The following is a 25,324-nucleotide window of genomic DNA, read 5'->3' on the forward strand; positions in this document are numbered from 1 at the left end:
ACCTGCCCAGTGCGTAAGGGGGTAGGCAGTAGCACCCGTTAATTCATTGCCTTTTACGATGCCCGAGCCGGAAGAAGAATACACAGAGGATAGCCCCAGCAGCCTGCCTTTGGGCGCGGACGAACTAGCCGAGGAGGATGACGAAGCGGGAGACGAACTATACGAACACCACCGCATCCGGGCCGACCGCCGGCAGGAGCTGCTCCGGCTAGATAAGTTTCTGCTGAACCGCTTGCCCAGTACTTCCCGAACCCGCATTCAGAATGCCATTCGGGCCGAAGCGGTGCAAGTAAATGATCGGCCGGTGAAGTCGAACTACCGCGTAAAGCCGCTAGATGTTATAACCATTACCCTACCCGAGCCGCCGCGGGAATTCAAGGTCCTGCCCGAGCCCATGGACCTGGACATCCGCTACGAGGATGCCGAGCTGCTGCTAGTGAACAAGCCCGCTGGGTTAGTTGTGCATCCGGCGTATGGCAACTGGAACGGTACTCTGGTCAACGGGCTAGCGTATCACCTCCAGAACTTACCAACGGGCCGCAACGGCGAAATTCGTCCGGGTCTCGTGCATCGGATTGACAAGGATACGTCGGGCTTGCTGGTGGTAGGAAAAACGGAGTGGGCCATGACCCACCTTTCCAACCAGTTTTTTCACCATACCATTGAGCGCACTTATTTGGCACTCGTGTGGGGCGTACCCAAAGAGGCAGAAGCCACCATCCGGGGGCATATTGGGCGCAGCCTAAAGGACCGAAAGGTCCAGGCCGTTTTCCCCGATGGTGAGCATGGCAAGCACGCCGTAACGCACTATAAAGTGCTGCAGGCCTTTGGTGGCAAAGTAGCTTTGCTGCAGTGCAACCTGGAAACCGGCCGTACGCACCAAATACGGGCGCATATGAAGCACATTGGCCACCCGTTGTTCGGCGATGCTACCTACGGTGGGGATAAGATAGTGTACGGGCAGCGCACAGGCGCTTACAAGGTCTTCGCTGAAAAGATGCTGGCCTTGATGCCCCGCCAAGCCCTGCACGCCAAGTCACTGGGCTTTGAGCATCCAACCACGCACGAGCACTTACACTTCGAGGCTGAACTGCCCACCGACTTTCAAGAGCTGCTGACGAAATGGGAAGAGTACGCCACTACGGCAGGGTAGGGCAAGGGCGCGAAGGATATTCCTAAAAACAGAAAAGGCTCCCTACCAATGGTAAGGAGCCTTTTCTGATATAAGCGCTTACTATTTGCGCTTTACTGCGGGTTTAGCCGCCGTCTTGGGCTTCGTAATCTCAGCTATTGCTGTTTTGGCCTGCTGGTCGTTGGGGTCCAGGGCCAGGGCCTGCTGCCAGTAGGGCAGGGCCGTGGTCTTGTCGCCTTTCTGGTAGTGGTAATACCCCAGGTATTTGTTGGCCTCTAGCAGACCGCTCTTGTACTTGGCCGCATCAGCCGAAGCACCAGCTACCTCGATGTACTTCTCGTAGTAAGGCTTAGCCAAGCCTTGCTTCGAGTCTTTGTCGATGTTAGCGTTAGCGCGAGCCCGCATCTGGTAGCCCGGAACGTAGTTCGGACGTTCTGCTACCACCAAGCCGTAGAGGCTGTCAGCCTGCGCATACTGGCTGTTCAGCTCGTAAGCCCGGCCCAGATATACCTTGTCAGTCAATTCACCGCCCTTGTTGGCTACCATTCGCGCCTTGAGCGTAGAAATAGCGTTGGGGTAGTCTTTGGCTGCCATGTACGCCTGCGCCAGCTCATTCTGCAGATCAGCAGCTTTCTTCGGGTCAGCATCAATTGCCTTCTTGATGATGGCTGCGCCTTCCGTAGTCTTGCCACCTTTAATCAGCATCTTACCGTAGTACACGTTGTCTTCGGTAATTACTTTGTTGCCGGCGCTGGCAAGCTGCATGTATTTCTGCATGGCAGCCAAAGCCTCATCATTCTTACCAGTCTCATACAGAGAGTAAGCCCGCAGACGGTTCATGGTGAGGTTGTTCGGGTCTTTCGCCAGAACTTTATCCACCTCAACCAGGGCCTCCGGGTACTTCTTGGTCAGATACAGGAACGAAGCGTATTTCGCGTCCGTGTCCGGCGACTTTTCTGCCAGCGAAGAGTACTTCTGGAACTGGGCCAGCGCATCATCGTAACGACCTGCGAAATAATACGTCTCGGCTAGGGCATTGTAAGCCGGAGCGTAGTTCGGATCGAGGCTAATGGCTTTGTCGAAGTTCGTTTTGGCTTCGTTGTAGGTGCGAGCCCGCATGTTCAGCTGACCTTTCCGAACGTAGGCTTTCACGTTGTTCGGGTCAGCCAGGGTAGCACGCTCGTAGCTGTTCATGGCCTCACCACCGCCTTGCTCCGTTTTCAGGTACAAGTCGCCACGAGCAATCATCAGGGCCGGATCGTCCTTGCCTTTGCCCAGCTTCTCACCAGCGCTAACGTAGGTCAAAGCTTTAGTAACGTCTTTTACGTTCGACTCGGCGTAGGCCTGGGCAATCATTGTGTACACCTTAGGGTCTTTGCCCTTCGAGGACTTCACAGCATTGTCAAACTGAATCTCCGCTTCGGCCGTCTTTCCCTGAGCCAGCGCGGCGCGGCCGGCAGCTATCTGGGTCATGGCGTCTTTCGGGTTCAGGGCAATGCGGTTAAAGTAATATGCCGCTGAATCGGGCATATCGCGCAATTGATATAAACGGCCAAGTTCGAACGACGTTTCATTCGATTGGCCTTGCCGCAGCAAAGCGGCGCGGGCTTCGCTGTAACGCTCCAGCTCAATGGCTTTTTGGGCGCCCGAAGATTGGGCTAGGGCAGCAGAACCCGAAACAGACAAAGCAGCGAGGAGCGTGAGCTTCCAGGGCTTGAGATTCATGAGCAAAAGGTTTAGTGAAAATGCGGTGGAAAGGAGACAAGGAGGGCTATAAAGAGGGCTTAACATCCATCATCCGGATTTGGCCCTTCGCAGGCATCAATCCCGACTTCAGCATGATAAGTTGTCCTTTGTTACCTGCTACAAAGGTTGCAAAACCGGTGCCAAGTCCGGTGCGCGCTTCGCGGCTGATAACGTACAGATTACGACGCAAAGGGTAAAGCTTCTGAGCCAAGTACGCTTGATAGGGCTGCACGTAGTCTGATGAAGTAGAACCCGTGGCTTTGGGGCTTATGCCAGCAACTCGTATCCGTTTTAAAAATTTCGGAACATTAGGGTCGTCCCGGTCACTGATCCAATTGATGCCAATTACCCCAATTGCATTCGGATGAGTTGCAACGTAATCAATAAGTGCTGGGTTCGATTTTGAAGCAAAAACACCTTTGGCCAACGCTGCGCCATTATTGACAGAGTCCTGCACGTAGCGGGCGGTGCTGGAGTTGTTATTGTCAAATACGGCCGTAATAGCACCTAGTTTGTTACCTGGGCTGATCTGGCTCCACTGCGCTAACTGACCGGTAAAGATGCCTTTCAACTGGGCTGTGGTTAACAAACTGTCGCGGTTGCTTGGGTGCATGATGATGGCTACCCCATCTACCCCGATACGAACAGAATATGGTTCCAGCTTGAGACGCTTTAGGGTTGTTTTCTCATCTGCCGTCAGTTCCCTGGATACTACAGCCAGTCGAATGCTGTCCGCCATAAAGGCCCGCATCACATCCAGCTCTGGCTGATAAGCTGCGTTAATATGGGCGTTAGTGTACAGCTTCTGGAATGTATCTACCTGAGACTTTAGAATGGGCTCAAACGTTTCGTCAACCCCAATCCGGATAGACCCGCTGGTGGGAGTGTCAGTAGCCTGGGTGCTGCCAGCATCGTTACCGCAGCTGGCCATTCCCATGCTCGTGCATAGGGCTACTCCTAAAACCCAATAGTTAACGCGCGTCATCCTTGTTCTTTTTGAAGTGTTGCTGGTAGGTGCGGACAAATCTAATAATTCCGTAAAATACAAAGACAGCCGCCAACAAACGGCGCGGGGTGTCTCCTAGCGTGAGGGCTCCAGTAGGAGCAAACCATAAGTACAGCCCCAGAACTGTGTACACCACCGACATTAACAAGGTGAAGTAACGGACCCAGGATTGTTGTTTATGGTTACCTATTCTCTCTTCAGTGGTGGGCAGGTCAAGCATGAGAAACTAAATCGGTGTATATCAGCTAAACGCCAAACAAAGTCTTATTTGTTCGTTTTGAGAAAGATGGGGCTCTGACCAAGCATGAAATCAGCGGCAAAAACGCCCAAAGGCGTCCGGTTTGTACGTAACCGAGCGACTTTGGGCGTCTAAATGTCAATCTAAATACGAATATATAGCAAGAAGCTACTTATTCGTATTTAAATGTGATAGGCAGGTTGTAGCGTACTGGAACAGCACGATGATTCTGATAGCCCGGTTTCCAGGCGGGCATTTGCCGGATTACGCGGGAAGCCTCCTCGTCAGTTCCATAACCCAGTCCTTTCAGAACCGATACATCCGTGATGGTGCCGTCGGAATTCACCGTAAAGGAAATGTACACCTTGCCTTCTACGCCAGCACGCAGCGCCTGCGGGGGGTAGCGTAGATGGCGCTGAAAGTATTTGGCCAAAGCTGCCTCGCCACCCATGAATTCCGGCATGTTCTCTACGTGCACGAACGGCTCGGTTATAGCCGCAGCTGCCGGCTTCGTAACTGTGTCACTACCACCAACACCCCCGCCAGGTATGGTAGTCGTGCCATCGCCTTCCGCAGCAATGGGCCCAGAAATAGCCGGACCATCTATGGCCTGTACTTCCACATCAACGGGAGGAGTTTTAACCAGTTCGTCGCGTACTACCCGGGTTGGAGTAGCCGGTGCCGGCGGCCGGACGGTAACTGCACCACCCGCTGGGGGAGGAGTGATTTTCTGTAAAATGGTTGGTGGGGGCAAAATATCGATTATCGGGCCCTTGGAAACGTCAACAGGGCCTTCAGTAACAGCAGGCCATAGCCGCTGCACCAGTAGGGGTATGGCAATGAGCAAAGCGGCTAAAGCAGTAGCAATAACAATAGCAGTTGTCACGTGCCGACCATAGGCTTTTCGCAAGACATAAGCACCGTAGGCTTTGTTGCGCCCCTCAAAGACAATGTCATCAAGGGATAGGAGGGAGGTGTGCGGGGCTGTGGTCATGGTATATATAATTAAGTGAATAATGGACTAATACACACCTAAACTTTCAAGCCACTATCTATTACCTCAACTCACGCTACTACCTGGCTTTCACCTCTTTCAACGGTCATAGCTGATAGGTTAGTATGCGTGCCGACTATATATTTTTATGAATGTGAATACAAACAAAAAACCCGAATCTGACCGGAGTCTGATTCGGGTTTATGTGCACTGGCAAGGCCAGTAACAACCAAATTTACTTGATAGCGAAGGTCACGGGAACCGTGTAGTACACGGATACGGCCCGACCATTCTGCTTACCAGGAGTAAAGCGCGGCAGGTTCTTGATAACTCGGAGCGACTCTTCGTCGCAACCAGCACCAATGCCTTTCTGCACTTCAGCGTTCGTAACGGCTCCGTCGGGACCAACTACGAACTTAATGAAAACGCGGCCTTCAACCTGGTTGCGTAGTGCCATTGCCGGATACTTGATGTTCTTGGCAATGTACTGCAGTAGCGCTTCTTGTCCGCCGGGGAAAACCGGCATCTGTTCAACGTAGGTGTAAGGCTTGGTTTCCACTACCTCCTCCACCGCTTTAGTGCCTTCACCGGGTTCCAAACCAGCCAAGTCGGCCGGATTATCGGTGTTGCCCTTCACGGTTTCGTTGGCTACCACTTTATCCTTTAGCTCCTCCTGATCCGGAATTTCTTCCTGCTTCTGTACTTCCTCATCTTTCTTTACGACGGGGGGCACAAACTTAATCGTGGAAAGCTTTGGTGGCGGCGGTGGTGGCGCGTCTGGTGGCGGTGGCGGTGGCGGTGGCGGCTTAGTCGCATCCAGCGGTGGTGCCTCCAGCACGTTTACCTTCAGCATTTTCTCATCCTCCACTACCTCATCTTTCTTCATCATGCGTGCCACCAAGGGGAAGGCAATCATGAGAGCAAAGAGAGCAACGGCAATGAGAACTGCCCGGGTTACGTGCTTTCCATACACCCGCCGGATCACGTAGGCTCCATAGGCCTTATTGCGCCCCTCGAAGACGATGTCATCGAGGGATGCTTTGGCCAATTGCGAGTTGTCCATCATAATCCAGAAGTTTTAATCAGTTCTTGATCAGGCTTGGAGATGTCCACCAGAGCATACTTCTTGGTTTCCGTGATGTTCATCTCGTCAAGAATATCAACCATATTCTTGTAAGCCGATTTATCGTCCGGCTTGATCAGCACAACGAGCTGCGGGTTGCTTTTGTGCTGAAGCAGCACCTTGCGAATCCCATCAGCACCGTAGTTGGAAAGCTTCAACTCCGGCTTGGTAGTACCATCCAACAAGCCATCGTAATAGTACAGCTTGTTGTTCTCGCCTAACAGCAGAGTCAGTGCATTCGACGCCTTGATAGGCGGCTGCTCTTCACCCGGTTTGGGTTTTACCGGCATAGCAACCTCCATAACAGTAGGTTTGCTAAAGGTAGTCGTGAGCATAAAGAAGGTAAGCAGCAGGAACGCCAAGTCAACCATTGGGGTCATGTCGATTTTGGTCGACATTTTCTTGGCTCTCTTCTTACCTCCTTTACCGGAGTCGGCTTGTTGTTGTATTTCTGCCATGTCTGTGCGGGTTAGTTACCGGCTACTGGTTTGGTTTCCAGGTCGGTAATCAGGTTGAACCGGTTAATGTTCTTATCCTGCATCAGCTTGATGACTCTTTTCACCGTCGGTACGTCGGCATTGCCGTCGCCTTTGATAGCCACGTAGGAAGGCTTACCATAAGCTGACTTGCGGCTCAAAGCCTGGGCGGTTTGTACCCACTCGATGAACTGGTTGTTGACGGAGTCAGCAGGAATGCCTTCCTGCTTCACCAACTTCCGTTGTTCACTGTCCAAGCTAAGCAGCGCGGGCAGTTTTTCGATGGGAGTGCCAAAGCTTGAAGCAACGCCCTTGAAGGCTTGGATCTGAGAAGGAGTAAAGCTTACTCCGTACTTAGCTCCAACTTGCGTCAGCAAATCCGACTTGATAGCGTCATCATCTACTCCGAAGAATACGCGCTTGTCTTTGTCTACCGCAATTGTAATTACGTGCGATTCGGGCAAGCGAATTTCCGAGGTGGATGAAGGCGTATCTACCACCACTGCCTCTTCCGGGGCAAACTTGGTGGTGAGCATGAAGAAAGTCACCAGCAGGAAGGCCAAGTCCACCATCGGGGTCATATCCAGCGACGGTGACGTTCTATGAGGCTTTACTTTGGGCATTGCTGGTGTTGTTAGTTAGCGTAATTCAGAAACGAAGTAACCTATGCTTTAGTGCGTTGCCGCCCTAAAATTAAGCAGTGTGGTGTTCGGTTTCGCCGTGCTGAGCAGCGAAGGTCTGAATGATGCTGAAGCCAGCTTCGTCGATGCTGTAAGTCAGCTCGTCAATTTTGCTGGTGAAGAAGTTGTAGGCTACGATGGCAATGGCCGAAGTACCGATACCCAGAGCCGTGTTGATCAGAGCTTCCGAGATACCGTTAGCCAGACCTACTGCGTCAGGAGCACCACCTTGAGCCAGTGCCGAGAAGGCCTTGATCATACCGAATACCGTACCCAGCAGACCTACCAGCGTGGCAATAGAAGCCAGGGTGGATAGAATAACGAGGTTTTTCTCCAGCATGGGCAGCTCCAGAGCCGTTGACTCTTCAATTTCTTTCTGGATAGCCAGGATTTTCTGGTCTTTCTCCAAGTTACGCTCACGAGCCATCTCCTGGTATTTGCCCAGGCCAGCTTTTACCACGTTAGCTACCGAGCCCTTCTGCTGGTCGCAGGCGGCAATAGCACCGGTGATATCGTTTACGTTCAGCTTCTGGCGAATAGTGCGCACGAAAGATTCAATGCTCTTGCTGCCTTTAGCGCGGCTGATCGTGAGTGCCCGCTCAATCGAGAAGATGATTACGCACAGGAACATCGTCATCAGTAGCGGTACGATAGGACCACCTTTGTATACTACGCCGAAGTAGTCACCACCAATGGGGTTGTTTTCATTGTTACCACCTTGGAAGTGGCTGGCATCACCTAGGACGAATTTGTAGATGATCACGCTTACAATAAACGCCAATACGATGGCGAGAATGGCAAACAGGGACGAACCACCGCCCTTCGCTTCGCCTTTCGGCGCTGCAGCAGCGGCGGGCCGAGCCGCGGGCTTGTTCATGGCATTCTTTTGTTCCATTGTTCCGGAGAATTAGGGGGTTGTTGGTGAAAGGTTGAAGTACGAGTAAAAAAAGTGGAAATAAGTGGCTAGCCTATAGACGGGGAAACCCCGCTCACCCGCACGCATAACTTTGAAAAGTCTGGATAGCGTGGGTCTGCTCGTGTGCGGGGCGTGGTTCGAAAATAGATCTAGCCTTGGCAAACCTAATTAAAAACCTGTGTGTCGCCAAATGAAAAATGGGTTTAAACGCTTTAAAACAATGCGCGCCCCCAAAAAAGGCTATTTCTAACGCTGGGTTTGGGGGGCAGTGTCGGGTCGTTTTTTGGCTTCTTCCCAGTAGCTATCCATCTGAGTAAGCGTTAGGTCGCGGAGCTGATGACCATCCTGAGCCGCTGCCGTTTCCAAGAACTGAAAGCGGGTAATGAACTTACGGTTAGTGCGTTCAAGCGCTTCTTCGGGGTTGATGCCAGCGTGGCGGGCAAAGTTGATGAGGGAAAACAACAAGTCGCCGAATTCAGCGGCAGCCCGTTCCTGACTTGCCTGGGTGGGTTCTGGGGTAGTAAACTCTGCCTGAAACTCCTGCAGTTCTTCCTGCACCTTCTCCCAAACTTGCTCGGGCCGCTCCCAGTCGAAGCCAGCGCCTCTGGCTTTTTCCTGGATGCGCATGGCTTTTACCAAGGCCGGTAGTGAGGTAGGTACGCCGCCCAGGACTGACGAGTTCCCTTTTTCCTGCAGTTTCAGTTGCTCCCAGTTCCGTTTCACCTCCTCTTCGCTGTCGGCTTTTGTGCTGCCGTAGATGTGGGGATGGCGAAAAATAAGCTTCTCACACTGTGCATTCAGCACATCGGCAATGTCGAAGGCACCTTGTTCGCTGGCAATTTTTGCGTAGAAAGTAAGGTGAAGCATAACATCCCCCAATTCCTTCTTCAGGTCGGCTAAGTCACCTCGAATAATGGCGTCGCTGAGTTCGTAGGTCTCCTCAATAGTAAGGTGACGCAAGCTTTCCAGCGTCTGCTTTTTATCCCAGGGACACTCAGCCCGGAGGCGGTCTAGTACATCAAGCAGGCGTCCGAAGGCCTCTAGCTGGGCCGAGCGGCGGGCGGCAGTAGTATCTTCCATTAGGTCAAATATACAAGGAGCAAGATCATCGATTGTGCATACGCGGCTGGCAGACAGTGCCTGATTGCCCGTCGGACTGATTTCCACGTAGGGAAAGCAGGGGCAGTTGCCTACTTTTGCCCCTTCTTCCTTCTGATTACAGAGTACTTCAACATACGGACAGCACAGTGGCACTTATTAAATCAATTTCGGGCATACGAGGAACCATTGGGGGGGCGGCCGGCGATGGTCTCACTCCCATTGATGTGGTTAAATACGCCGCTGCCTTCGGCACGTGGGTGTTAGGCAAAACGCAGAATAACACCATCGTCATCGGCCGCGACGCCCGCTTGTCGGGGGATATGGTTAGCCGGTTGGTATCAGCCACCCTCCAAGGACTTGGTATTAACGTAATTGACTTGGGGTTAAGTACTACTCCAACAGTAGAAATGGCCGTACCCGCTAAAAACGCGGGAGGTGGTATCATTCTTACGGCCTCGCACAACCCCAAGCAGTGGAACGCGCTGAAATTGCTTAATGCGGCTGGTGAGTTTATTTCTGACGAGGATGGCAAGCAAGTGCTGGCCCTCGGCGACACCGAAGCGTTTGATTTTGCCCCGGTCACCAAACTCGGCAAGTACACCACCGACGATACCTTCCTGCAGGAACACATCAACGCTATTCTGGCCCTACCGTTGGTAGACAAGCAAGCCATTAAGGCTAAAAATTTCCGGGTAGTTGTGGATGCCGTTAACTCCACGGGAGGCTTCGCGGTGCCTATGTTGCTTCAGCAGTTGGGGGTAGAGGTAATCGAAAAGCTGTTCTGTGAGCCTACCGGCGACTTTGCTCATAATCCAGAACCTTTGCCCGAGAACCTGCGCGACATTGCCCGGGTGCTCGAAAAAGGCTCTTTTGACCTCGGTATTGTGGTTGACCCGGACGTGGACCGCCTGGCGCTAGTGAATGAAGACGGGACCATGTTCGGGGAGGAGTACACCTTAGTAGCTGTAGCCGATTACGTGCTGCAGCAGAGTGGGGGCGGCAACACCGTCAGCAACCTGAGCAGCACCCGCGCCCTGCGCGATGTAACCGAAAAGCAGGGCGGTAGCTACGCCGCGGCCGCCGTAGGCGAAGTGAACGTAGTCAACAAAATGAAGGAAACCGGCGCCATCATTGGGGGCGAAGGCAACGGCGGCATCATTTACCCAGAGTTGCACTACGGCCGCGACTCGTTGGTAGGCATTGCGCTTTTCCTGAGCCACTTAGCTAAGACGGGCATGACCATGACCCGCCTGCGGGCTTCCTACCCGAATTACTTCATTTCAAAAAATAAGATTGAGTTGACGCCGGAAATCAACACCGACGAGGTGCTGGTGCGCATGGAAGAGCGCTACGCCAAGCAGCCAATCAACACGATTGACGGGGTTAAGATTGAGTTCGACAAAGAGTGGGTACACCTGCGCAAATCGAACACCGAGCCGATTATCCGCATCTATGCTGAGTCGGACTCAAACGCCACTGCGGATCATTTAGCCAATAAAATCATTGGCGACATCAAGGAAATCATCAGCAAATAAGCAGTAGCTGCTACGCCCATGGAAACAGCCTGCTTCAAGCCGAATTGCGGTTTGAAGCAGGCTGTTTCCATTACTTGCAGAAGGCACACTGGGGTAGGCGATGTACAGAATTCCGGCTACCCCGGCGGAATCCTGTATTTTTGCCGGGCCTTTCCTTTCTAAGTATCCACGATTACGCTTGCCCTGCCCATGAACGTGTATTTCGATAATGCCGCGACCACGCCGCTAGATCCCGAAGTGCTGGATGCCATGCTGCCCTTCATGCGGGACCATTTTGGTAACCCCAGCAGCATCCATGGGCACGGCCGGCAGGTGCGGGCGGCCATCGAAAACGCCCGCAAGACGATTGCCCACCTCATTAATGCCGCTCCCGCCGAAATCGTGTTTACCTCCTGCGGGACGGAAGCCGACAACTACGCCGCCTTTGGCAGCGTCCGGACGCTGGGGCTTACGCACGCCATTACCTCGCCGCTGGAGCACCACGCGGTGCTGCACACCTTGCAGGCTCTGCAAAAGGCCGGTGACATTCAGCTCAGCTACGTGCGCCACGATGCGCAAGGCCGGTTTGATTTGGCTCATCTGGAGGAGCTTCTAGCTACCCATCCACGTACTTTCGTAAGCTTAATGCACGCCAACAACGAAATTGGCAACCTCAACGACATTGTGGCCATCGGGGAACTGTGTGCCCAATACAATGCCGTATTCCACACGGATACGGTGCAGACGATGGGCCACTACCCTCACAATGTGCAGCAGCTTAAGGCCAACTTCTTGGTTGGCTCAGCGCATAAATTTCACGGTCCGAAAGGCATTGGCTTTCTGTACCGCCGGTCTGGATTGCTGGTGGACGCCCTAATTCATGGTGGCTCGCAGGAGCGCAACCAGCGGGCGGGCACGGAAAACGTGTACGGCATTATCGGCTTGGCCAAAGCGCTGGAAATTGCCTACCGTGACATGGCCACGCATCAGCGCCACATTCAAGGCCTGAAAGACCGGTTCATTGAAAAGCTGCGGACGGAAATTGACGGGGTAGAATTCAACGGCACCTCCGCCGAGGCGGATAAGAGCCTGTACACCGTGCTGAGCGTGAGCCTGCCGCCTTCCGAGCTAAACGAAATGCTGCTGTTTAACCTCGATATCAACAAGGTGTCCGTGTCGGGCGGATCTGCCTGCACTAGCGGGGCCAACGCTGGTTCGCACGTACTCAGCGCCCTCAACGCCGACCCGGACCGGGGCACGATTCGCTTCTCGATGAGCAAGTACAATACCGCTGAGGAGGTAGACTACGCCGTGGAGCAACTCGCCAAAATGTACCGCCGGCAGCCCCTGAAAATCTGATTTCACAGGTTGAGTTTATCAGCTATAAAAAAGGGGCCGCTGCCTTGCACAGCGGCCCCTTTTTTATAGCTGATAACAAGGCTACTCCAGCGACTCGCGGCGGTGTACTACCCGCTGCTTTATGTAGAAAATCAGCAGACCCAGCCCGAGCACGAAGCCTACATCAATGCCGAAGCGGGTAAGGCCTTCGAGTGCCAGATGGGACTGACCAAGGGCAATACCGGAGCCTACCAACGCCGCGGCGGGCATCAGAATAAGCGCAATCAGGGCGCCGGCAATAACGCTCCGACGATAGGCGGCAATGATAACAATGCCGGCTGCTGCGCCACAGGCAGATACCAGCAGCTCCTTCAGAGAAGGGTTGGAAATGTTATGCACCTCCGGATTGTTCATGAGGGCTGATGCAGTAGTTTCCCCAGCTCCTACCAACCAAAGCATGGTAAGTCCGGCCGTTAGCATAAACAGGGAATAGCCAATGAGCACCGACCGTAAGCCCCGGCCCACCACCTGCCACCGCCGCAGTATTACCCCCATTGGAATGGCAGCAATGGGTTCAAACCCAGGTGAAATAATGCTGGCGGCAATAAAGGCTACTGCCTGCGGTACCGGTTCGGAGACAAGGCCCACGGCCGCCATAACGCCGCCTAGGGCCATAAGAGCAGCATAATTAGGAGTCGGACGGCCTTGGTGGCGTAACCCGGCTTCCACTTCTTCCCAAATGGCCTCGTCTCGGTCGTTGAGAACCTGCTCGCCATGAGCTGGGTCAATTATGCTGCTCAGCTCGGCCGTTGAGATGGACAGCTCCTCTGGTGTAGCTACGGCTGCCCGGGCTTGGCGCAGCACTTCATCGGCGCCGCGGTTAAGCACTTGCACCGTAATAATGTCGCCGACTGGTTTACGAGAGGCGCCAATTTGGACACTTACGCTGATAACATCCTCAATCTCAAGTAGCTTTTGGGATAAGGGTTCAGTAATAGGGGCAGGTACTGTAAGCGCGAGACTCCGGTGCATAAGCGGTAGGTAGTAAAATCGACTATACGTAGGGAAGCGCTGTTGGCTTACTTGTATTTCGAAATTTTGCCTAATACTGTAGCCGTAGCGTGGTGGCAAGGCTGTGGCGGGTATCATATTAGGAGCTTGCTTCGTATGGAACTCCCAAACCTGTTTACCTCCCTATGGCCGACATCAACATTCAGCGTAAAAAGTCTTCGCCTAGCCCTTGGCTCCTTATCCTGCTGGTGCTGGCGGTAGTGGCCCTGGGCGCCTACTTCTTATTGCGCGCCGATTCCGCAACGCCCGCCGCCCCGGCTTCTGTGCCGGCCAAAGCAGAGGCTGGAGTGCCCGCGCCGCCAGATAGCAGCACAGGGGCCGAAACGGGCCCCCGCCCATCTGGTCGGGATGCTGTGGGCGATATGGCAGCGGAAGCGGCGCCCGTTACGCCGGAAGTTCTGGCTTCTTTTGCCCAAAGTGATGCCACCCAGCCCCAGTACGGCCGCGAAGGCCTGCGGCTGCTTACAGCCGCCCTCGTTGACTTAGTTGACCGGGACGATTTTCGGGAGTCAGCCATTGCCACCCAGCGCGACGAACTGACCAGCGCCACGGCTCGGCTCGGCGAAGCGGGTACCAGCTTACGGCCGGGGTACGTGGCCGCTACGGCGCTGTTGCAGGCCATGCAACGGAAAGGCTACCCAGAGCTAGAGTCTGAAATCAACCAGTTAACTAGCCAAGCCGCTACCCTTAGCGGCCGGTCGGCTACGGCTCAGGATCAGGAACAACTGCGCGCCTACCTCACCCGGGCTGCCAGCGTGGTCAAGGCATTACATCAGCCTCCCACCCGTTAAACAGCCCAACTGTACCTTATTCTCCTATGGAACCCATTACTGATTCTGTGCCTTCCGGCCAGGGCCTGCACCTGCGCCGTCTGCATGACTTGTCTGATTTTGAAGTGGCAGATGGCAACCCCGATGTGCGGGGGTGGGCCGTCCGTGGCGCCGATGGCCAGCAGTTTGGTCAGGTGCATGAGCTGATAGTAGATACGGATGCCCTCAAAGTCCGCTACTTAGATGTAGAGCTGGACGAAAGGCTGAACATCAACGAGCGGGACCGGCACATCCTCCTACCCATTGGCGTGGCTGCCCTCGATGAAGAAGCCGACAATGTATTTGTGCCCTCACTCACGGCCCGCTCGGTGCTGGAGTATCCGCCCTACGTTGAAATCCAGATCAGCCGTCAGTATGAAGAAGCCATGCTCCGGGCCCTAAATCTTCCCTTAACCCAAGCCACCACGGCTGACTTCTACAGCCAGCCCGGCTACGATGACCACGCCTTTTACCAGCGCCGCCGGCTGGAATAAATTGCCGCGGTAGCAGTAAACAGAGCAGGGGCCGTTTTCTTGAAAGAAAACGGCCCCTGCTCTGTTTACTGCTACTTAGCTGACCTTGGCTAGTTCCGCCGGATCATGTTGGTGACGGCCTGTACCCATTCCGGGTTGGAATTGAGCGAGGGAACCAGTTGCCAGTGGCTGCCGCCGGCTTCCTCAAACATTTCCTTGAATTCTTCGCCTACCTCAATAGTGGTTTCTAGGCAATCGGCCACGAAGGCAGGAGAGAAGGCCAGCACGTTTTTGATGCCTTTGGCGGGCATTTCCTTGAGCACTTCGTCGGTGTAGGGCTGCAGCCACGGGTCGCGCAGGCGGCTTTGCAGTCGGCTCTGGAAAGAGGTAGTGTAGCGCTCGGGCGCAAGGCCCAGGGCCTGGGCCAGCTGCCGCGACGTTTCAAAGCACTGGGCCCGGTAGCAGTAGCGGTTATTCTTGTTGTAATTGTTGCAGCAGTTGCCCAGCTTGCAGTAGCCCTTGTGGCTGCCCTTGAGCACGTGGCGCTCCGGAATGCCGTGGTAGCTGAATACTACGTGGTCGTACTCATGCTTGGCCATTTCTGCTTTGCCCAGGGTAGCAAAGCTGCCGATAAAGCCGGGGTCATCAACGAAAGTGCTGATAAAGCTGATGCTAGGTACTACCCACCACTTGCTCACCAGCTCCATCACCTTCTCCTGCACCGAGCCCGTGCTGGCCGCCGCGTACTGCGGGAACAAGGGCAGCACAATAATGCGCTCCACGGCCGCGTCGCGCAGCTGCTGCAGGGCACTCTCGATGCTGGGGTTTTGGTAGCGCATGCCAAAGGCCACGAGGTAGTCTTTGCCCAACTGCTCCTGCACCAGCTTTTGCAAATCTAGGCCGTGGTAGAGTAGGGGGGAGCCCCGCTCGGTCCAGAGCTGCTGGTAAATCTTGGCCGACTTCGGGGCCCGTAGTGGCACAATAAGCCCCTGAAACAGCGGGTAACGCACGGCGGCCGGCATGTCAATCACGCGGCCGTCGGTCAGGAATTCGTTGAGGTAGCGGCGCACGTCGCTGGTTTGGGGCGAGTCCGGCGTGCCAAGGTTGACGAGCAGGACGCCAATGCGGCCTTTGGATGCGGTGGGAGTGGAGGGCATAAAATACTAGTACGTGACGAGTCGTAAGAACATGTTGCGGTAAGTAGTTACCGGCTCGCGGCTACAAAGGTCGCACAACGGTGCGCCAAGTAAAACTACCAGCGCATGTTCTTGCTGTTCGAGCTACAGACAATCTTCCGGTAACTGATGTTTCACCAGCCGGCGGCCCGGCGGGCTAAAAGTTGTACCTTTGCAGGCCAATTTTCAGATTCTGAAGTGAATACCGAACCAACTCCGCACCGCGCTGGCTTTGTGAGCATTATCGGCAAGCCCAACGTGGGTAAGTCCACGCTCATGAACGCCCTGATGGGTGAGCGGCTCAGCATTGTGACCAGCAAGGCCCAGACCACGCGCCACCGCATTCTGGGCATTCTGAACGGCGACGATTTTCAGCTGGTGTATTCTGATACGCCGGGCATTATTCAGCCCAAGTACGAGCTGCACAACGCCATGATGTCGTTCGTGTACTCATCCTTGGAAGATGCCGACGTTATCCTGTTCGTAACGGACATCTACGAAAAGCACGACGAGGAGCCGGTGGTGGAGCGCCTGCGCAAAATGCAGGACACGCCCATTCTGCTGCTGGTTAACAAAATCGACCAGGCCGACCAAACCGAGGTGGAAGCCAAAGTAGAGTACTGGCGCGGGCACCTGCCGAATGCAGCTCGAGTGCTACCCATTTCGGCCCTGGAGAAGTTTGGAACCGGAGAGCTACTGGATTTGGTTTTAGGCTACTTGCCGGTTCACCCCCCGTACTACCCTAAGGATGAGCTAACGGATAAGCCCGAGCGGTTTTTCGCCGCCGAGATGATCCGCGAAAAAATCTTCAAGCTCTACAAAAAAGAAGTGCCTTACTCCTGTGAGGTAGAAATAGAGGAGTTTAAGGAAGAAGAAGACATCATCCGGATGCGTTCCATCATTTATGTGGAGCGAGCCAGCCAAAAAGGCATTATCATTGGGCAACAAGGCATTGCCCTTAAAAAGGTGGGCACCTGGGCCCGCGAGGAAATGGAGAAGTTCTTTCAGAAAAAAGTTTTCCTCGAAATCCACGTCAAAGTCAACGAAAATTGGCGCACCGACCCTAAAGCCCTGAACCGGTTCGGGTACCAGCAGTAGCGAAATAGTGAGTTGGTGAAATGGTGAGTTTGTCGTTCTGCAAGCTCTGCCTGCGCAGTTAGGACATAGAACTCACTATTTCACAGTTCACCAGTTCACCTCTTCCGACCACTCTTCACTTAACTACTCCGGGCACTGCCGAAACTGGTCGGGCCGGCGGCTGGAGTCAGACAACATGAAAAATACCATTGCCATTGTGGGCCGCCCAAACGTGGGCAAATCCACGCTATTTAACCGCCTAGTAGGCCAGCGCAAAGCCATCATGGACAACGAGTCCGGCGTGACGCGCGACCGGCACTACGGCTACGGCGACTGGACCGGCAAGTACTACACCGTGATTGACACCGGTGGGTACGTACACAACTCCGACGATATCTTCGAGGGCGAAATCAACAAGCAGGTAAAGCTGGCTATTGACGAGGCCGACGTAGTGCTGTTTATGGTGGATGTAGACGCCGGTTTGCACCACCTCGACGAAGAATTTGCCAACGTACTGCGGCGCTACCAGGGCAAAAAGCCCATTTATGTAGTCGCTAACAAGGCCGACACCAACACCCGCGCCCACGCCGCCGGCGAGTTCTACTCACTTGGCCTCGGCGACGGCGAAATCTACCCCATCAGCTCCCAGAGCGGCTCGGGCACCGGTGATTTGCTGGATGCTGTCATTAGCCACTTTGAAGAGGAAGGGGTAGAAGAGCCCGATGCCGGCGTACCCAAAATTGCCGTAGTAGGTCGCCCGAACGTGGGCAAGTCCTCGTTTGTGAACCTGCTGCTGGGCACCGACCGGAGCATTGTAACGGACATTGCCGGCACCACCCGCGACTCTATTCAGGCCCGCTACAATGCCTTTGGTCACGAGTTCATTCTGGTAGATACGGCCGGACTGCGCCGCAAAACCAAGGTGCACGAAGACGTGGAGTTCTACTCGGTGCTCCGCTCCTTGCGGGCCCTGGAGGAATCGGACGTGTGCATCGTGATTCTGGACGCTACCCGCGGCATTGAAGCCCAGGACCTGAACATCATTGGCCTGGCCGACAAAAACCGCAAGGGTATTGTGATACTGGTCAACAAGTGGGACCTAATCGAGAACAAGGAAACCAATACGGCCAAGGAGTTCGAGGAGAAAATCAGGGAGAAGATTGCGCCTATCAGTTACCCGCCCATCATTTTCACTTCGGTGCTCACCAAGCAGCGCGTGCACAAGGCCATTGAAACCGCCGTGCAGGTGTACGAGAACAAGCGTCGCAAAATCCCGACTTCCGAGCTGAACGAAGTAATGCTCAAAGAAATCGAGAAGTACCCGCCGCCCATTCAGAAAGGGAAGCTGGTGCGCATTAAGTACGCAACGCAACTGCCCACCCATAACCCGGTATTCGCCTTTTTCTGCAACCTGCCGCAGTACGTAAAAGAAAGCTACACCCGCTACCTCGAAAACCGCCTGCGGGAACACTTCGACTTTACGGGGGTACCCATTGGTATCGTTTTCCGGAAGAAGTAAGCACAGCCGTACTCGGGCAAATGAAAAAAAAGTAAAATGTTTTTTCCATTGTCGGGTTACCTTCGGTTGAATCTGATATAAAGCCTCGATTACCGGCTAGAAACCGGGTAATCACCCTTCATCTGAAATTCAATTTCTCATTTTCCCTTACCATGAAAAAAGTACTGTTCCTTGCTCTGGCTGCTGTTTCTTTCTCTTTCGCTTCTTGCGACAGCAAAACTGAAAACGCTGCTGAAGCTCAGGCTGAGCAAGTAGAAGAAGGTGGCGAAGCTAAGGCTGACGCTATGGAAAACGCTGGCAACGAGGCTGGTGCTGACTCGGTAGAAAACGCTACCGAAGCTCAGGCTGACGCCATCGAAAACGCTGCTGACTCGACCGACGCTAAGTAAGCTGACGCACCGACCGGTGCCAAGAAAAAGGCCGCTCCTACCGGGCGGCCTTTTTTTATGTGGTAGCAAGTCGTAATACGTTGTGAAGTACGTACGTTGGCAAACTTATTTGTTGCCAGCTCTGCTGTAGCCCAGGCATGCCATAAAAAGGGTAGGCCAGTCCTGATTCCACTTCTTCCTTACCAACTCCACCATGAAAAAAGTGTCCTTTTTCGCGCTGGCTGCTATTGCTTTGCTGTTTGCTGCCTGTAACGACAAAAAACCCGGTGCTGCGCAGTCCGTTGAAAACGTAGAGTCTTCCGGTGACGCGCAACTTGACGCCATGGAGGAAAAAGCAAATGCCGTCCGTGACTCCGCTGACGCCAGAACGGCCGCCCTGGAAAACTCGACCGATTCAGTTCAGGCCGAGTAAACTGACGAGCTAAAAACAACAAAAGGCCACCCCTCGGGGCGGCCTTTTTTGAGAGAGTATTCCGAGAAGAGGCTCCGGTTAGCCCAGCCGGCGCTGCAGCAGGCCATCTACCACCTCAAAGAGCTTGCGCGGCTGGTACGTTCGCCAGGGCAGCTCATCTAGTTGGCCGCCGAAGTTAATGTAGCTGTCGAGGTTGTACTGGCGCATTTCCCGGATGACATGCTCCTGGAAGTTGATGCCCGCAATCCAGCCGTCTTCTACGTCCTCGAACCATTCTTCGTAGTACGAGTCATCGGAGCCGTGGAAGTTGAAGACGTTTTCGCCAATGAGAATAAATTTATGGATGCCCTCGTGCGTCATCACATCAATGATATTGCGCTTGAGGTGCATCACGTCGTTTTCGATGGCGTCATTCCATTCCCCGATAAACTCGATGACGCTGATACCTTGATCATAATCCACAAATAGAATCTTCAGATACAAGGTATCCGAGTCAAGGCTGTCCCACTGCGGATGGATGTAGTACCCGTAGATGGTATTGACGTAGGCGTCGAGGCTATTTTCAGCCTCGTACAGAGGAGAGCGAGGGTCTTCAGTGGCGGAGTACTGCTCCAACCACGCGTAATGCGGCTCGATGGTGTGCATGCTGATGACGAGTTAGCGCCAAGTCCCTCATCTGGCAGAAGGCGGGCCGGCTTGTATTGCCCTAACGCGGAACACCCGCTGTCTGTTCGCTCTGAGTTAGCCAAGCACTACTGCCGGCCCTAAAACAGCCGCAGGTTTGTCTACCACATGAACCTACCGCCAGCTCACGCTTTATGTGCTTCCAGGGCCGCGCGCACTGAGCCGTGCTGGTGCAGGAGTGCGGCAGCCTCTTTGTGGTCAATGCTAAGCTCGTCCATCAGCATTTTTTCGCCCCGGTCTACTAGTTTAGCATTAGACAGCTGCATGTCCACCATCTTGTTGCCCTTCACCCGACCCAGTCGAATGAACGTGGCCGTTGTGAGCATGTTGAGAACGAGTTTCTGGGCTGTGCCTGCTTTCAGCCGGGTGCTGCCCGTCACAAATTCCGGCCCCGTGACAACCTCCACGGGAAACTCGGCGGTAGCAGCCACCACGGAGCCGGCGTTACACACAATGCAACCGGTAGCAATGCCGCGGCTGCGAGCCTGTTGCAAGCCTCCGATGACGTAGGGTGTCCGGCCGGAAGCGGCAATACCTACCACAATATCCTGGCTGGTAATGTCATGGGCCAGCAAGTCCTGCCAAGCCTGCTCGGCGTCATCTTCCGCGTTTTCTACCGCTTTGCGGATGGCCGTATCACCCCCCGCAATCAGGCCAACTACTACCCCGTGCGGGACCCCGAAGGTGGGCGGGCACTCGGAGGCATCCAGAATGCCCAGCCGCCCGCTGGTGCCAGCCCCAATGTAAAACAGCCGCCCCCCGGCCCCCAAACGAGCCACGGTGGCTTCTACCAAACGCTCAATCTGGGGCAAGGCCTTCGCTACCGCCAGCGGCACCGTTTGGTCGACGCTGTTCAGGCCGGCAAGCAGCTCCTGCGTGGAAAGGGTTTCGAGGTTATTGAACAGGGAGGGGCTTTCGGTGGTGCTCATGGAAAGGAGAAGAGAAGTAATACCAGGCCGTAGCGGGTAGGCAACGGCGCTACGCCGCCTGCTCCCGCCCTGCCTTCAGGGCGGGGCTTACGCTAGTTTGCCCACAACGGGAAAGTTGTCGAAGACGTTGGGAGTGTGGGGCGCATCTTTGTCCAGTTCCCGGGTTAGGTCCTGGCCGGCCCAGTGCTCATAGTGGTTGCCACGGCGCCACAGGCGCGAGCGGCTCACGTCGTAAATAAGCCCCTGGTACCCCACCCAAATTTCGTCCCGATCCTGACCGTTGCGCAGGGCTAGCTGCGCCGTGGTATAGGTAGCCAGCGTATTATGTGGGTCAGCAATCAGGCTCATAGGGAAGGTTCAAGTTTTTTCAGTAATCAGCCTAGTAACTCCGGGCAGCCTACCCTAGCAGGGCCTGGGTTAAGATCCAGCGGTTCGGCAAGTCTCCCTGGGCCGCGCGGAGGTAGTCCTGGTAGCTGCAGGGCACAATGCGCTTGACGTCGCTGTCGGCGAGGCTTTCCACCTCCAACCACCACTTTTCCGTGCGCTTACTTTTATAGAACACCAGCTTGGCGGGCGTGCCGGGCAAGCCCACAGCGTAGCGCATGAAGCGGCGGCTTTGAAAATCGGTTTCCTGGCGGCGGTGGTAGTAGCCCTCTACAAAGTACCACAGCATGGTAGCTAGGGTAGCGGCGGCCAAGCCGTGGGGGTCGTACTCCGGGCGGTAGCCGTAGAGCCCAAAGGAGGTCAGCGTGTCGTTGTGGCCGGCATACCAGGCCAGCTGAGCGGCTTCCTCATTGGTTAGCCCGAAGGGGTTGGCAGGCCAGTAGGACGGCGCGTCATTCCAGCGCAGAGCGGCCACATCAAAGCTAACGAAATCGGCCTGGCGAAGCAGGGGTTCCGCCTGGCGCACATCGGCGTGGATGGCTCCGAGGCGCAGGGTTTCAAAGTGCAGCTTTTCCAGCGCGGCCAGCACATCGGGAGCCACCAGGTACTGCTGGTGAGCCAATTGGGCGAAGTTGAACAGGAAGCTCGGCTCGTGCAGCAACATGCGGCGCAGGTGGCTGTCTTCGGGGGCAGCACCGTCTACCTCGGCCATGTCCACGCGCGCATCCACGGTGGCAAAGCTGACGGCCCGGTCCAGGGTTTCGTAGGCCAGGAACTGCCCGTAATCCAGGTCATGGGAGCCGCCCAGCAGAATCGGGACGGTGTTCTGCTCCAGCAGAGCCGCAATAATTTCTCGCAGCCGTTGGTAGGTATCCTCCAGCGTCAGGCCCGGCCGCAGATTTCCTAGGTCTACTAGTCGCATCGGCCCGGTGCCTTTCTGAAGCTGGTAGAAGCGGCGCCGAACGGCATCCGCGCCCTGGGTGGCAGGAGCGCCCGCAGCGCTACCGCGCCATTCATTCAGGCCAATCAGCGCCAAGTCGGCACCTCGCCAGTCGGGAAACGTGTCCAGAAAGGGCGTAGCATAAGCGGCCAGCGTGGTCGGGACTGTGGCCGGACCGGCCAGCTCTTCGGGGAGCGGATCAAAAAAGATGGCCAGATTCATCGTGCGCGCCGTAGCAGACTCCGACAAAGCTACGCAAAAGCCGGCCACAGCCTGCCTGCTTTCTGTCGAGTATAGAAGCTTTCCCGCGAAAAAAGTAGTTATTTAAGCAGCCTTTCCTGTTCGGCTTCTGCGACGACACCGCAGCTGTCGGCAGCAAGCCTTTTCTGTTCACTAACCCCACCTTAGTGCTTTCCCGCCGCATGGACATTCGCCGTACGTTCGATATTCTGCCACATCTCCAGCAGAAGTACAATAAGCCTGACTGCTTTGCTGTTAAAATAAATGGCCAATACACGCCCATCAGCACCGATGCGGCCGTGGAGCAGGTCAATCAGGTAAGCCTGGGGCTGCGCCGCCTAGGCATTGGTAAAGACGATAAAGTTGCCATTATTTCGATGAACCGCCCCGAGTGGATGTTCGCCGATTTTGGCATTGCCCAACTAGGTGCTACCAGCGTGCCGATGTACCCGAGCATCACGGTAGAAGACTATAAGTACATCTTCTCCGATGCCGGGGTGAAAGCCGTATTTGTGTCGGATAAAAAGCTGCTCGACAAGGTGCAGGAAGCCACGCAGGGGCTCAACATTCCGGCGGACAACATCTTCACCTTCGACAAAATTGAGGGCGCCCGCCACTTTTCTGAGCTGTTGGAGTTAGGCAAGCAGGGTAACCCCGCCGACCTGGAGCCGCTCAAAGCCGCCGTGCAGCCCGATGACCTGCTCACCCTGATTTATACCTCCGGCACCACCGGGCAGCCCAAGGGCGTTATGCTGACGCACAACAACATCCTCAGCAACTGCCGGAATGCCCAGCGTTTTGTGCCCGTAACCAAGGACGATAAAGCCCTGAGCTTTCTGCCGCTCTGCCACATTTTCGAGCGGATGGTAACCCACCTCTACCTCATCAACGGCGTGAGCATTTACTACGCCGAGAGCATGGAAACCATTGCCGACAACCTGCGCGAGGTGAAGCCGGAAATCTTTACTACCGTGCCGCGCCTGCTGGAAAAGGTGTACGACAAGATTGTGGCCAAGGGCCACGAGCAAACCGGCGTCAAGAAAAGCCTGTTCTTCTGGGCCCTGGACCTGGGGTTGAAATACGACAACCAGAAGGATGGCGGCTTCCTGTATAACACGCAGCTGGCCCTGGCCAATAAGCTCATCTTCAGCAAGTGGCGCGAGGCCCTGGGCGGCAACCTGCGCTGCATTGTGAGCGGGGGCGGGGCCCTGCAGCCCCGGCTGGCGCGGGTGTTCTGGGCCGGCGGCATTCGGGTAATGGAAGGCTACGGCCTAACGGAAACCTCCCCAGTTATTGCCGTGGGTGGCTACGAGCCCGAAAACAACATGATTGGCACCGTAGGCCCCGTGATTGACAACACCGAAGTGAAAATTGCCCCTGATGGCGAAATCCTGACCAAGTCGGAGTCGGTGATGAAGGGCTACTACAACAAGCCGGAGCTAACGGCCAAGGAGTTTGACGCGGACGGCTGGTTCCACACCGGCGACATTGGCGAGCTGGTTGAAGGCAAGTTTCTCAAAATCACGGACCGCAAAAAGGAAATGTTTAAAACCTCGGGCGGCAAGTACATTGCCCCGCAGGTGATAGAAGGCAAACTCAAGGAGTCGCCGCTTGTGGAGCAGTGCATGGTGGTCGGCGACGGCCAGAAGTTTCCCTCGGCCCTGCTGATTCCCTCCTTCGACGCCCTGAAAGGCTGGTGCAAGCGCAACAACGTGAACTGCGACTGCTCCAACGAGGAACTGATCAAAAATGAAAAAGTGGTGAAGATGTACGAGGACCTCGTGCACAAGTACAACACCAACTTCGCGCAGTGGGAGCAGGTAAAAAAAGTGGTGCTGCTACCCCAGCTCTGGACCGTTGAAACCGGCGAAATGACGCCCACCATGAAAGTTAAGCGCAAGGCCATTACCGAAAACAACAAGGCAATAATCGAAAGCCTTTATCAGCACGCCGAGAAGCACTAAGCAGCTGGCCCCGCTACAACAAGTAGCGGGGCCTTTTTTTATGCATTAATTCCAGGTTACAACGAATAATCCTATCTGCTACAGTACCTTTAGCGCAGTATTAAACGCAACAGTTCTTTATGCAAAAATTTACTTCACTTCTATTCTCCTCCATCTGTGCTGCCTCACTGCTAACGGGTTGTACTAAGAGCGACGACGACGAGGCAACTCCCAGCCTGACCGGCAACCTGTACGGCTTCGTTAACCCACTAGACGAGCTAGGCAGTCCGGCCGCTAAAAGTGGCGTGACGGTGACCTTGGATGGCGTAACCCCCGCCGCTACCGTTACCACCGACGCGAATGGCCGCTATGAATTTGCTAACCTGAAAGCGGGCACGTACAACCTGACCTACTCCCGCCCTGACCTAGGAACCTACCGGCGCGTGAGTGTAGGACACGTTGGGGGCAACCAGCCCACTTTTGCCTTCACTTCTTTCCTTACCCAGCCTTCTTCAACCCGCATCCTCAACCCCACCGTATCGAGCAATTCCCTCTCCGGCACGGCTACCCTGCAGTTTACCCTAGCCAATGCAGTCATGCCGTCGGGTTCGTTCTACCGCTACCACATGTACGTGGGGGCTACTCCCAACGTAACCGCTGAAACCGGAACGCTCTATGCCAATACTACCTACGGTACAAGCAGTTCCTATGTGTCGCAAGCTTTGACCCGCGCGGCGCTAAATGCAGCAGGCCTGCCTTCGGGCCGCGCGGCTTATGTTGTTGTGTACGGCTTGCCAAATACTGCAAGTTCATATACTGACCCTACTACCGGCCGAATCGTGTACACCGGTCTGGGCGCAGCCTCTAACACGGTGGCGTTCATCGTTCCGTAGGTAAGTAGAACCTATAAATTGCTAACAGGTTGGGGTTTGATAAGGGCATAACGCTCAGTCAAACCCCAAACTTTTTTTAGTTAACTTAGTATGCAAGCATAACATATTTCTGTATGTTTACC

General features: G+C 54.8%; 26 protein-coding genes. 11 read left to right on the top strand and 15 right to left on the bottom strand.

The window, feature by feature from the left end; translation table 11 throughout:
- Nucleotides 1–58: 58 nt before the first annotated feature.
- On the top strand, nucleotides 59–1,153 hold the full coding sequence (locus tag IEW18_RS11530; RefSeq protein WP_188557999.1) for an RluA family pseudouridine synthase: 1,095 nt from the start codon (nucleotides 59–61) through the stop codon (nucleotides 1,151–1,153).
- Nucleotides 1,154–1,234: 81 nt separating this feature from the next.
- Here IEW18_RS11530 and IEW18_RS11535 read toward each other — a convergent pair whose 3' ends face one another.
- The 9 genes from IEW18_RS11535 to mazG form a co-directional block, all read right to left on the bottom strand.
- A complete protein-coding gene (locus IEW18_RS11535; RefSeq protein ID WP_188558000.1) occupies nucleotides 1,235–2,857 on the bottom strand; it encodes a tetratricopeptide repeat protein in 1,623 nt (540 codons plus the stop codon).
- A gap of 46 nt (nucleotides 2,858–2,903) precedes the next feature.
- Nucleotides 2,904–3,863 (bottom strand): PstS family phosphate ABC transporter substrate-binding protein, encoded by a 960-nt coding sequence (locus IEW18_RS11540; protein WP_188558001.1) that lies wholly within the window; start codon nucleotides 3,861–3,863, stop codon nucleotides 2,904–2,906.
- Nucleotides 3,850–4,104 carry a hypothetical protein gene (locus IEW18_RS11545; RefSeq protein WP_188558002.1) on the bottom strand — a complete coding sequence of 85 codons (255 nt, stop codon included), beginning with the start codon at nucleotides 4,102–4,104 and terminating at the stop codon, nucleotides 3,850–3,852. The genes IEW18_RS11540 and IEW18_RS11545 overlap by 14 nt, the downstream gene beginning before the upstream one ends.
- Before the next feature lie 190 nt (nucleotides 4,105–4,294).
- Nucleotides 4,295–5,116 (bottom strand): energy transducer TonB, encoded by an 822-nt coding sequence (locus IEW18_RS11550; protein ID WP_188558003.1) that lies wholly within the window; start codon nucleotides 5,114–5,116, stop codon nucleotides 4,295–4,297.
- Nucleotides 5,117–5,351: 235 nt separating this feature from the next.
- Nucleotides 5,352–6,182 carry an energy transducer TonB gene (locus IEW18_RS11555; RefSeq protein ID WP_229728709.1) on the bottom strand — a complete coding sequence of 277 codons (831 nt, stop codon included), beginning with the start codon at nucleotides 6,180–6,182 and terminating at the stop codon, nucleotides 5,352–5,354.
- The gene (locus tag IEW18_RS11560) at nucleotides 6,179–6,697 is read right to left on the bottom strand and encodes an ExbD/TolR family protein (protein ID WP_188558004.1); all 519 of its coding nucleotides are present in this window, start codon (nucleotides 6,695–6,697) and stop codon (nucleotides 6,179–6,181) included. Before IEW18_RS11560 ends, IEW18_RS11555 begins: the two co-directional genes overlap by 4 nt.
- Before the next feature lie 11 nt (nucleotides 6,698–6,708).
- Entirely contained in the window at nucleotides 6,709–7,338 is a 630-nt protein-coding gene (locus tag IEW18_RS11565) for an ExbD/TolR family protein (protein ID WP_188558005.1), read from the bottom strand.
- Nucleotides 7,339–7,408: 70 nt separating this feature from the next.
- Nucleotides 7,409–8,272, bottom strand: coding sequence for a MotA/TolQ/ExbB proton channel family protein (locus IEW18_RS11570; RefSeq protein WP_188558102.1), 864 nt, complete (start codon nucleotides 8,270–8,272; stop codon nucleotides 7,409–7,411).
- Nucleotides 8,273–8,557: 285 nt separating this feature from the next.
- On the bottom strand, nucleotides 8,558–9,391 hold the full coding sequence (gene mazG / locus IEW18_RS11575) for a nucleoside triphosphate pyrophosphohydrolase (protein WP_188558006.1): 834 nt from the start codon (nucleotides 9,389–9,391) through the stop codon (nucleotides 8,558–8,560).
- Nucleotides 9,392–9,558: 167 nt separating this feature from the next.
- On the opposite strand from mazG, the gene glmM reads away from it, so the two are divergent.
- Both glmM and IEW18_RS11585 read left to right on the top strand, forming a co-directional pair.
- A complete protein-coding gene (glmM, locus tag IEW18_RS11580; RefSeq protein WP_188558007.1) occupies nucleotides 9,559–10,947 on the top strand; it encodes a phosphoglucosamine mutase in 1,389 nt (462 codons plus the stop codon).
- A gap of 189 nt (nucleotides 10,948–11,136) precedes the next feature.
- On the top strand, nucleotides 11,137–12,285 hold the full coding sequence (locus IEW18_RS11585; RefSeq protein ID WP_188558008.1) for a cysteine desulfurase family protein: 1,149 nt from the start codon (nucleotides 11,137–11,139) through the stop codon (nucleotides 12,283–12,285).
- A gap of 81 nt (nucleotides 12,286–12,366) precedes the next feature.
- Here IEW18_RS11585 and IEW18_RS11590 read toward each other — a convergent pair whose 3' ends face one another.
- Nucleotides 12,367–13,296: a DUF389 domain-containing protein gene (locus IEW18_RS11590; protein ID WP_188558009.1), complete on the bottom strand. Its 930-nt coding sequence runs from the start codon at nucleotides 13,294–13,296 to the stop codon at nucleotides 12,367–12,369.
- A gap of 164 nt (nucleotides 13,297–13,460) precedes the next feature.
- On the opposite strand from IEW18_RS11590, the gene IEW18_RS11595 reads away from it, so the two are divergent.
- Both IEW18_RS11595 and IEW18_RS11600 read left to right on the top strand, forming a co-directional pair.
- Complete coding sequence (locus IEW18_RS11595; protein WP_188558010.1) at nucleotides 13,461–14,126, top strand: hypothetical protein; 666 nt, start codon at nucleotides 13,461–13,463, stop codon at nucleotides 14,124–14,126.
- A 26-nt stretch (nucleotides 14,127–14,152) separates the two neighbouring features.
- Nucleotides 14,153–14,638, top strand: coding sequence for a PRC-barrel domain-containing protein (locus IEW18_RS11600; protein WP_188558011.1), 486 nt, complete (start codon nucleotides 14,153–14,155; stop codon nucleotides 14,636–14,638).
- An 89-nt stretch (nucleotides 14,639–14,727) separates the two neighbouring features.
- On the opposite strand, the gene hemH is transcribed toward IEW18_RS11600, so the two are convergent.
- Complete coding sequence (hemH, locus tag IEW18_RS11605; protein ID WP_188558012.1) at nucleotides 14,728–15,774, bottom strand: ferrochelatase; 1,047 nt, start codon at nucleotides 15,772–15,774, stop codon at nucleotides 14,728–14,730.
- Nucleotides 15,775–15,990: 216 nt separating this feature from the next.
- Between hemH and era the strand changes: the two genes are divergently transcribed.
- The 4 genes from era to IEW18_RS11625 all read left to right on the top strand — a co-directional run bounded on the left by era (nucleotide 15,991) and on the right by IEW18_RS11625 (nucleotide 19,189).
- Nucleotides 15,991–16,890 (top strand): GTPase Era, encoded by a 900-nt coding sequence (gene era, locus IEW18_RS11610; RefSeq protein WP_188558013.1) that lies wholly within the window; start codon nucleotides 15,991–15,993, stop codon nucleotides 16,888–16,890.
- Between the two features lie 175 nt (nucleotides 16,891–17,065).
- Nucleotides 17,066–18,388: a ribosome biogenesis GTPase Der gene (gene der, locus IEW18_RS11615; RefSeq protein WP_188558014.1), complete on the top strand. Its 1,323-nt coding sequence runs from the start codon at nucleotides 17,066–17,068 to the stop codon at nucleotides 18,386–18,388.
- A gap of 152 nt (nucleotides 18,389–18,540) precedes the next feature.
- Nucleotides 18,541–18,777 carry a hypothetical protein gene (locus IEW18_RS11620; RefSeq protein WP_188558015.1) on the top strand — a complete coding sequence of 79 codons (237 nt, stop codon included), beginning with the start codon at nucleotides 18,541–18,543 and terminating at the stop codon, nucleotides 18,775–18,777.
- A 193-nt stretch (nucleotides 18,778–18,970) separates the two neighbouring features.
- Nucleotides 18,971–19,189: a hypothetical protein gene (locus tag IEW18_RS11625; RefSeq protein WP_188558016.1), complete on the top strand. Its 219-nt coding sequence runs from the start codon at nucleotides 18,971–18,973 to the stop codon at nucleotides 19,187–19,189.
- Between the two features lie 78 nt (nucleotides 19,190–19,267).
- Here IEW18_RS11625 and IEW18_RS11630 read toward each other — a convergent pair whose 3' ends face one another.
- The 4 genes from IEW18_RS11630 to IEW18_RS11645 all read right to left on the bottom strand — a co-directional run bounded on the left by IEW18_RS11630 (nucleotide 19,268) and on the right by IEW18_RS11645 (nucleotide 22,348).
- Nucleotides 19,268–19,834, bottom strand: a complete 567-nt coding sequence (locus IEW18_RS11630; protein WP_188558017.1) for a hypothetical protein — start codon at nucleotides 19,832–19,834, stop codon at nucleotides 19,268–19,270.
- 164 nt (nucleotides 19,835–19,998) lie between these two features.
- A complete protein-coding gene (gene murQ, locus IEW18_RS11635; protein ID WP_188558018.1) occupies nucleotides 19,999–20,802 on the bottom strand; it encodes an N-acetylmuramic acid 6-phosphate etherase in 804 nt (267 codons plus the stop codon).
- An 87-nt stretch (nucleotides 20,803–20,889) separates the two neighbouring features.
- Complete coding sequence (locus IEW18_RS11640) at nucleotides 20,890–21,150, bottom strand: cytochrome b5 domain-containing protein (protein ID WP_188558019.1); 261 nt, start codon at nucleotides 21,148–21,150, stop codon at nucleotides 20,890–20,892.
- 49 nt (nucleotides 21,151–21,199) lie between these two features.
- Nucleotides 21,200–22,348 (bottom strand): formimidoylglutamase, encoded by a 1,149-nt coding sequence (locus IEW18_RS11645; protein ID WP_188558020.1) that lies wholly within the window; start codon nucleotides 22,346–22,348, stop codon nucleotides 21,200–21,202.
- A 200-nt stretch (nucleotides 22,349–22,548) separates the two neighbouring features.
- On the opposite strand from IEW18_RS11645, the gene IEW18_RS11650 reads away from it, so the two are divergent.
- Nucleotides 22,549–24,330 (top strand): AMP-dependent synthetase/ligase, encoded by a 1,782-nt coding sequence (locus tag IEW18_RS11650; protein ID WP_188558021.1) that lies wholly within the window; start codon nucleotides 22,549–22,551, stop codon nucleotides 24,328–24,330.
- Between the two features lie 119 nt (nucleotides 24,331–24,449).
- Nucleotides 24,450–25,202 (top strand): carboxypeptidase-like regulatory domain-containing protein, encoded by a 753-nt coding sequence (locus tag IEW18_RS11655; RefSeq protein WP_188558022.1) that lies wholly within the window; start codon nucleotides 24,450–24,452, stop codon nucleotides 25,200–25,202.
- The last annotated feature ends 122 nt before the right edge of the window (nucleotides 25,203–25,324 follow it).

It is taken from the genome of Hymenobacter glacieicola (genome assembly GCF_014640315.1).
Classification (GTDB): domain Bacteria; phylum Bacteroidota; class Bacteroidia; order Cytophagales; family Hymenobacteraceae; genus Hymenobacter; species Hymenobacter glacieicola.

Excerpts from the sequence above, each read along its gene's own strand:
- IEW18_RS11530 (WP_188557999.1), top strand. The coding sequence starts at position 59 with ATGCCCGAGCCGGAAGAAGAATACACAGAGGATAGCCCCAGCAGCCTG.
- IEW18_RS11535 (WP_188558000.1), bottom strand. The coding sequence starts at position 2,857 with ATGAATCTCAAGCCCTGGAAGCTCACGCTCCTCGCTGCTTTGTCTGTT.
- IEW18_RS11540 (WP_188558001.1), bottom strand. The coding sequence starts at position 3,863 with ATGACGCGCGTTAACTATTGGGTTTTAGGAGTAGCCCTATGCACGAGC.
- IEW18_RS11545 (WP_188558002.1), bottom strand. The coding sequence starts at position 4,104 with ATGCTTGACCTGCCCACCACTGAAGAGAGAATAGGTAACCATAAACAA.
- IEW18_RS11550 (WP_188558003.1), bottom strand. The coding sequence starts at position 5,116 with ATGACCACAGCCCCGCACACCTCCCTCCTATCCCTTGATGACATTGTC.
- IEW18_RS11555 (WP_229728709.1), bottom strand. The coding sequence starts at position 6,182 with ATGATGGACAACTCGCAATTGGCCAAAGCATCCCTCGATGACATCGTC.
- IEW18_RS11560 (WP_188558004.1), bottom strand. The coding sequence starts at position 6,697 with ATGGCAGAAATACAACAACAAGCCGACTCCGGTAAAGGAGGTAAGAAG.
- IEW18_RS11565 (WP_188558005.1), bottom strand. The coding sequence starts at position 7,338 with ATGCCCAAAGTAAAGCCTCATAGAACGTCACCGTCGCTGGATATGACC.
- IEW18_RS11570 (WP_188558102.1), bottom strand. The coding sequence starts at position 8,272 with ATGAACAAGCCCGCGGCTCGGCCCGCCGCTGCTGCAGCGCCGAAAGGC.
- mazG (WP_188558006.1), bottom strand. The coding sequence starts at position 9,391 with ATGGAAGATACTACTGCCGCCCGCCGCTCGGCCCAGCTAGAGGCCTTC.
- IEW18_RS11585 (WP_188558008.1), top strand. The coding sequence starts at position 11,137 with ATGAACGTGTATTTCGATAATGCCGCGACCACGCCGCTAGATCCCGAA.
- IEW18_RS11590 (WP_188558009.1), bottom strand. The coding sequence starts at position 13,296 with ATGCACCGGAGTCTCGCGCTTACAGTACCTGCCCCTATTACTGAACCC.
- IEW18_RS11595 (WP_188558010.1), top strand. The coding sequence starts at position 13,461 with ATGGCCGACATCAACATTCAGCGTAAAAAGTCTTCGCCTAGCCCTTGG.
- IEW18_RS11600 (WP_188558011.1), top strand. The coding sequence starts at position 14,153 with ATGGAACCCATTACTGATTCTGTGCCTTCCGGCCAGGGCCTGCACCTG.
- hemH (WP_188558012.1), bottom strand. The coding sequence starts at position 15,774 with ATGCCCTCCACTCCCACCGCATCCAAAGGCCGCATTGGCGTCCTGCTC.
- der (WP_188558014.1), top strand. The coding sequence starts at position 17,066 with ATGAAAAATACCATTGCCATTGTGGGCCGCCCAAACGTGGGCAAATCC.
- IEW18_RS11620 (WP_188558015.1), top strand. The coding sequence starts at position 18,541 with ATGAAAAAAGTACTGTTCCTTGCTCTGGCTGCTGTTTCTTTCTCTTTC.
- IEW18_RS11625 (WP_188558016.1), top strand. The coding sequence starts at position 18,971 with ATGAAAAAAGTGTCCTTTTTCGCGCTGGCTGCTATTGCTTTGCTGTTT.
- IEW18_RS11630 (WP_188558017.1), bottom strand. The coding sequence starts at position 19,834 with ATGCACACCATCGAGCCGCATTACGCGTGGTTGGAGCAGTACTCCGCC.
- murQ (WP_188558018.1), bottom strand. The coding sequence starts at position 20,802 with ATGAGCACCACCGAAAGCCCCTCCCTGTTCAATAACCTCGAAACCCTT.
- IEW18_RS11640 (WP_188558019.1), bottom strand. The coding sequence starts at position 21,150 with ATGAGCCTGATTGCTGACCCACATAATACGCTGGCTACCTATACCACG.
- IEW18_RS11645 (WP_188558020.1), bottom strand. The coding sequence starts at position 22,348 with ATGAATCTGGCCATCTTTTTTGATCCGCTCCCCGAAGAGCTGGCCGGT.
- IEW18_RS11650 (WP_188558021.1), top strand. The coding sequence starts at position 22,549 with ATGGACATTCGCCGTACGTTCGATATTCTGCCACATCTCCAGCAGAAG.
- IEW18_RS11655 (WP_188558022.1), top strand. The coding sequence starts at position 24,450 with ATGCAAAAATTTACTTCACTTCTATTCTCCTCCATCTGTGCTGCCTCA.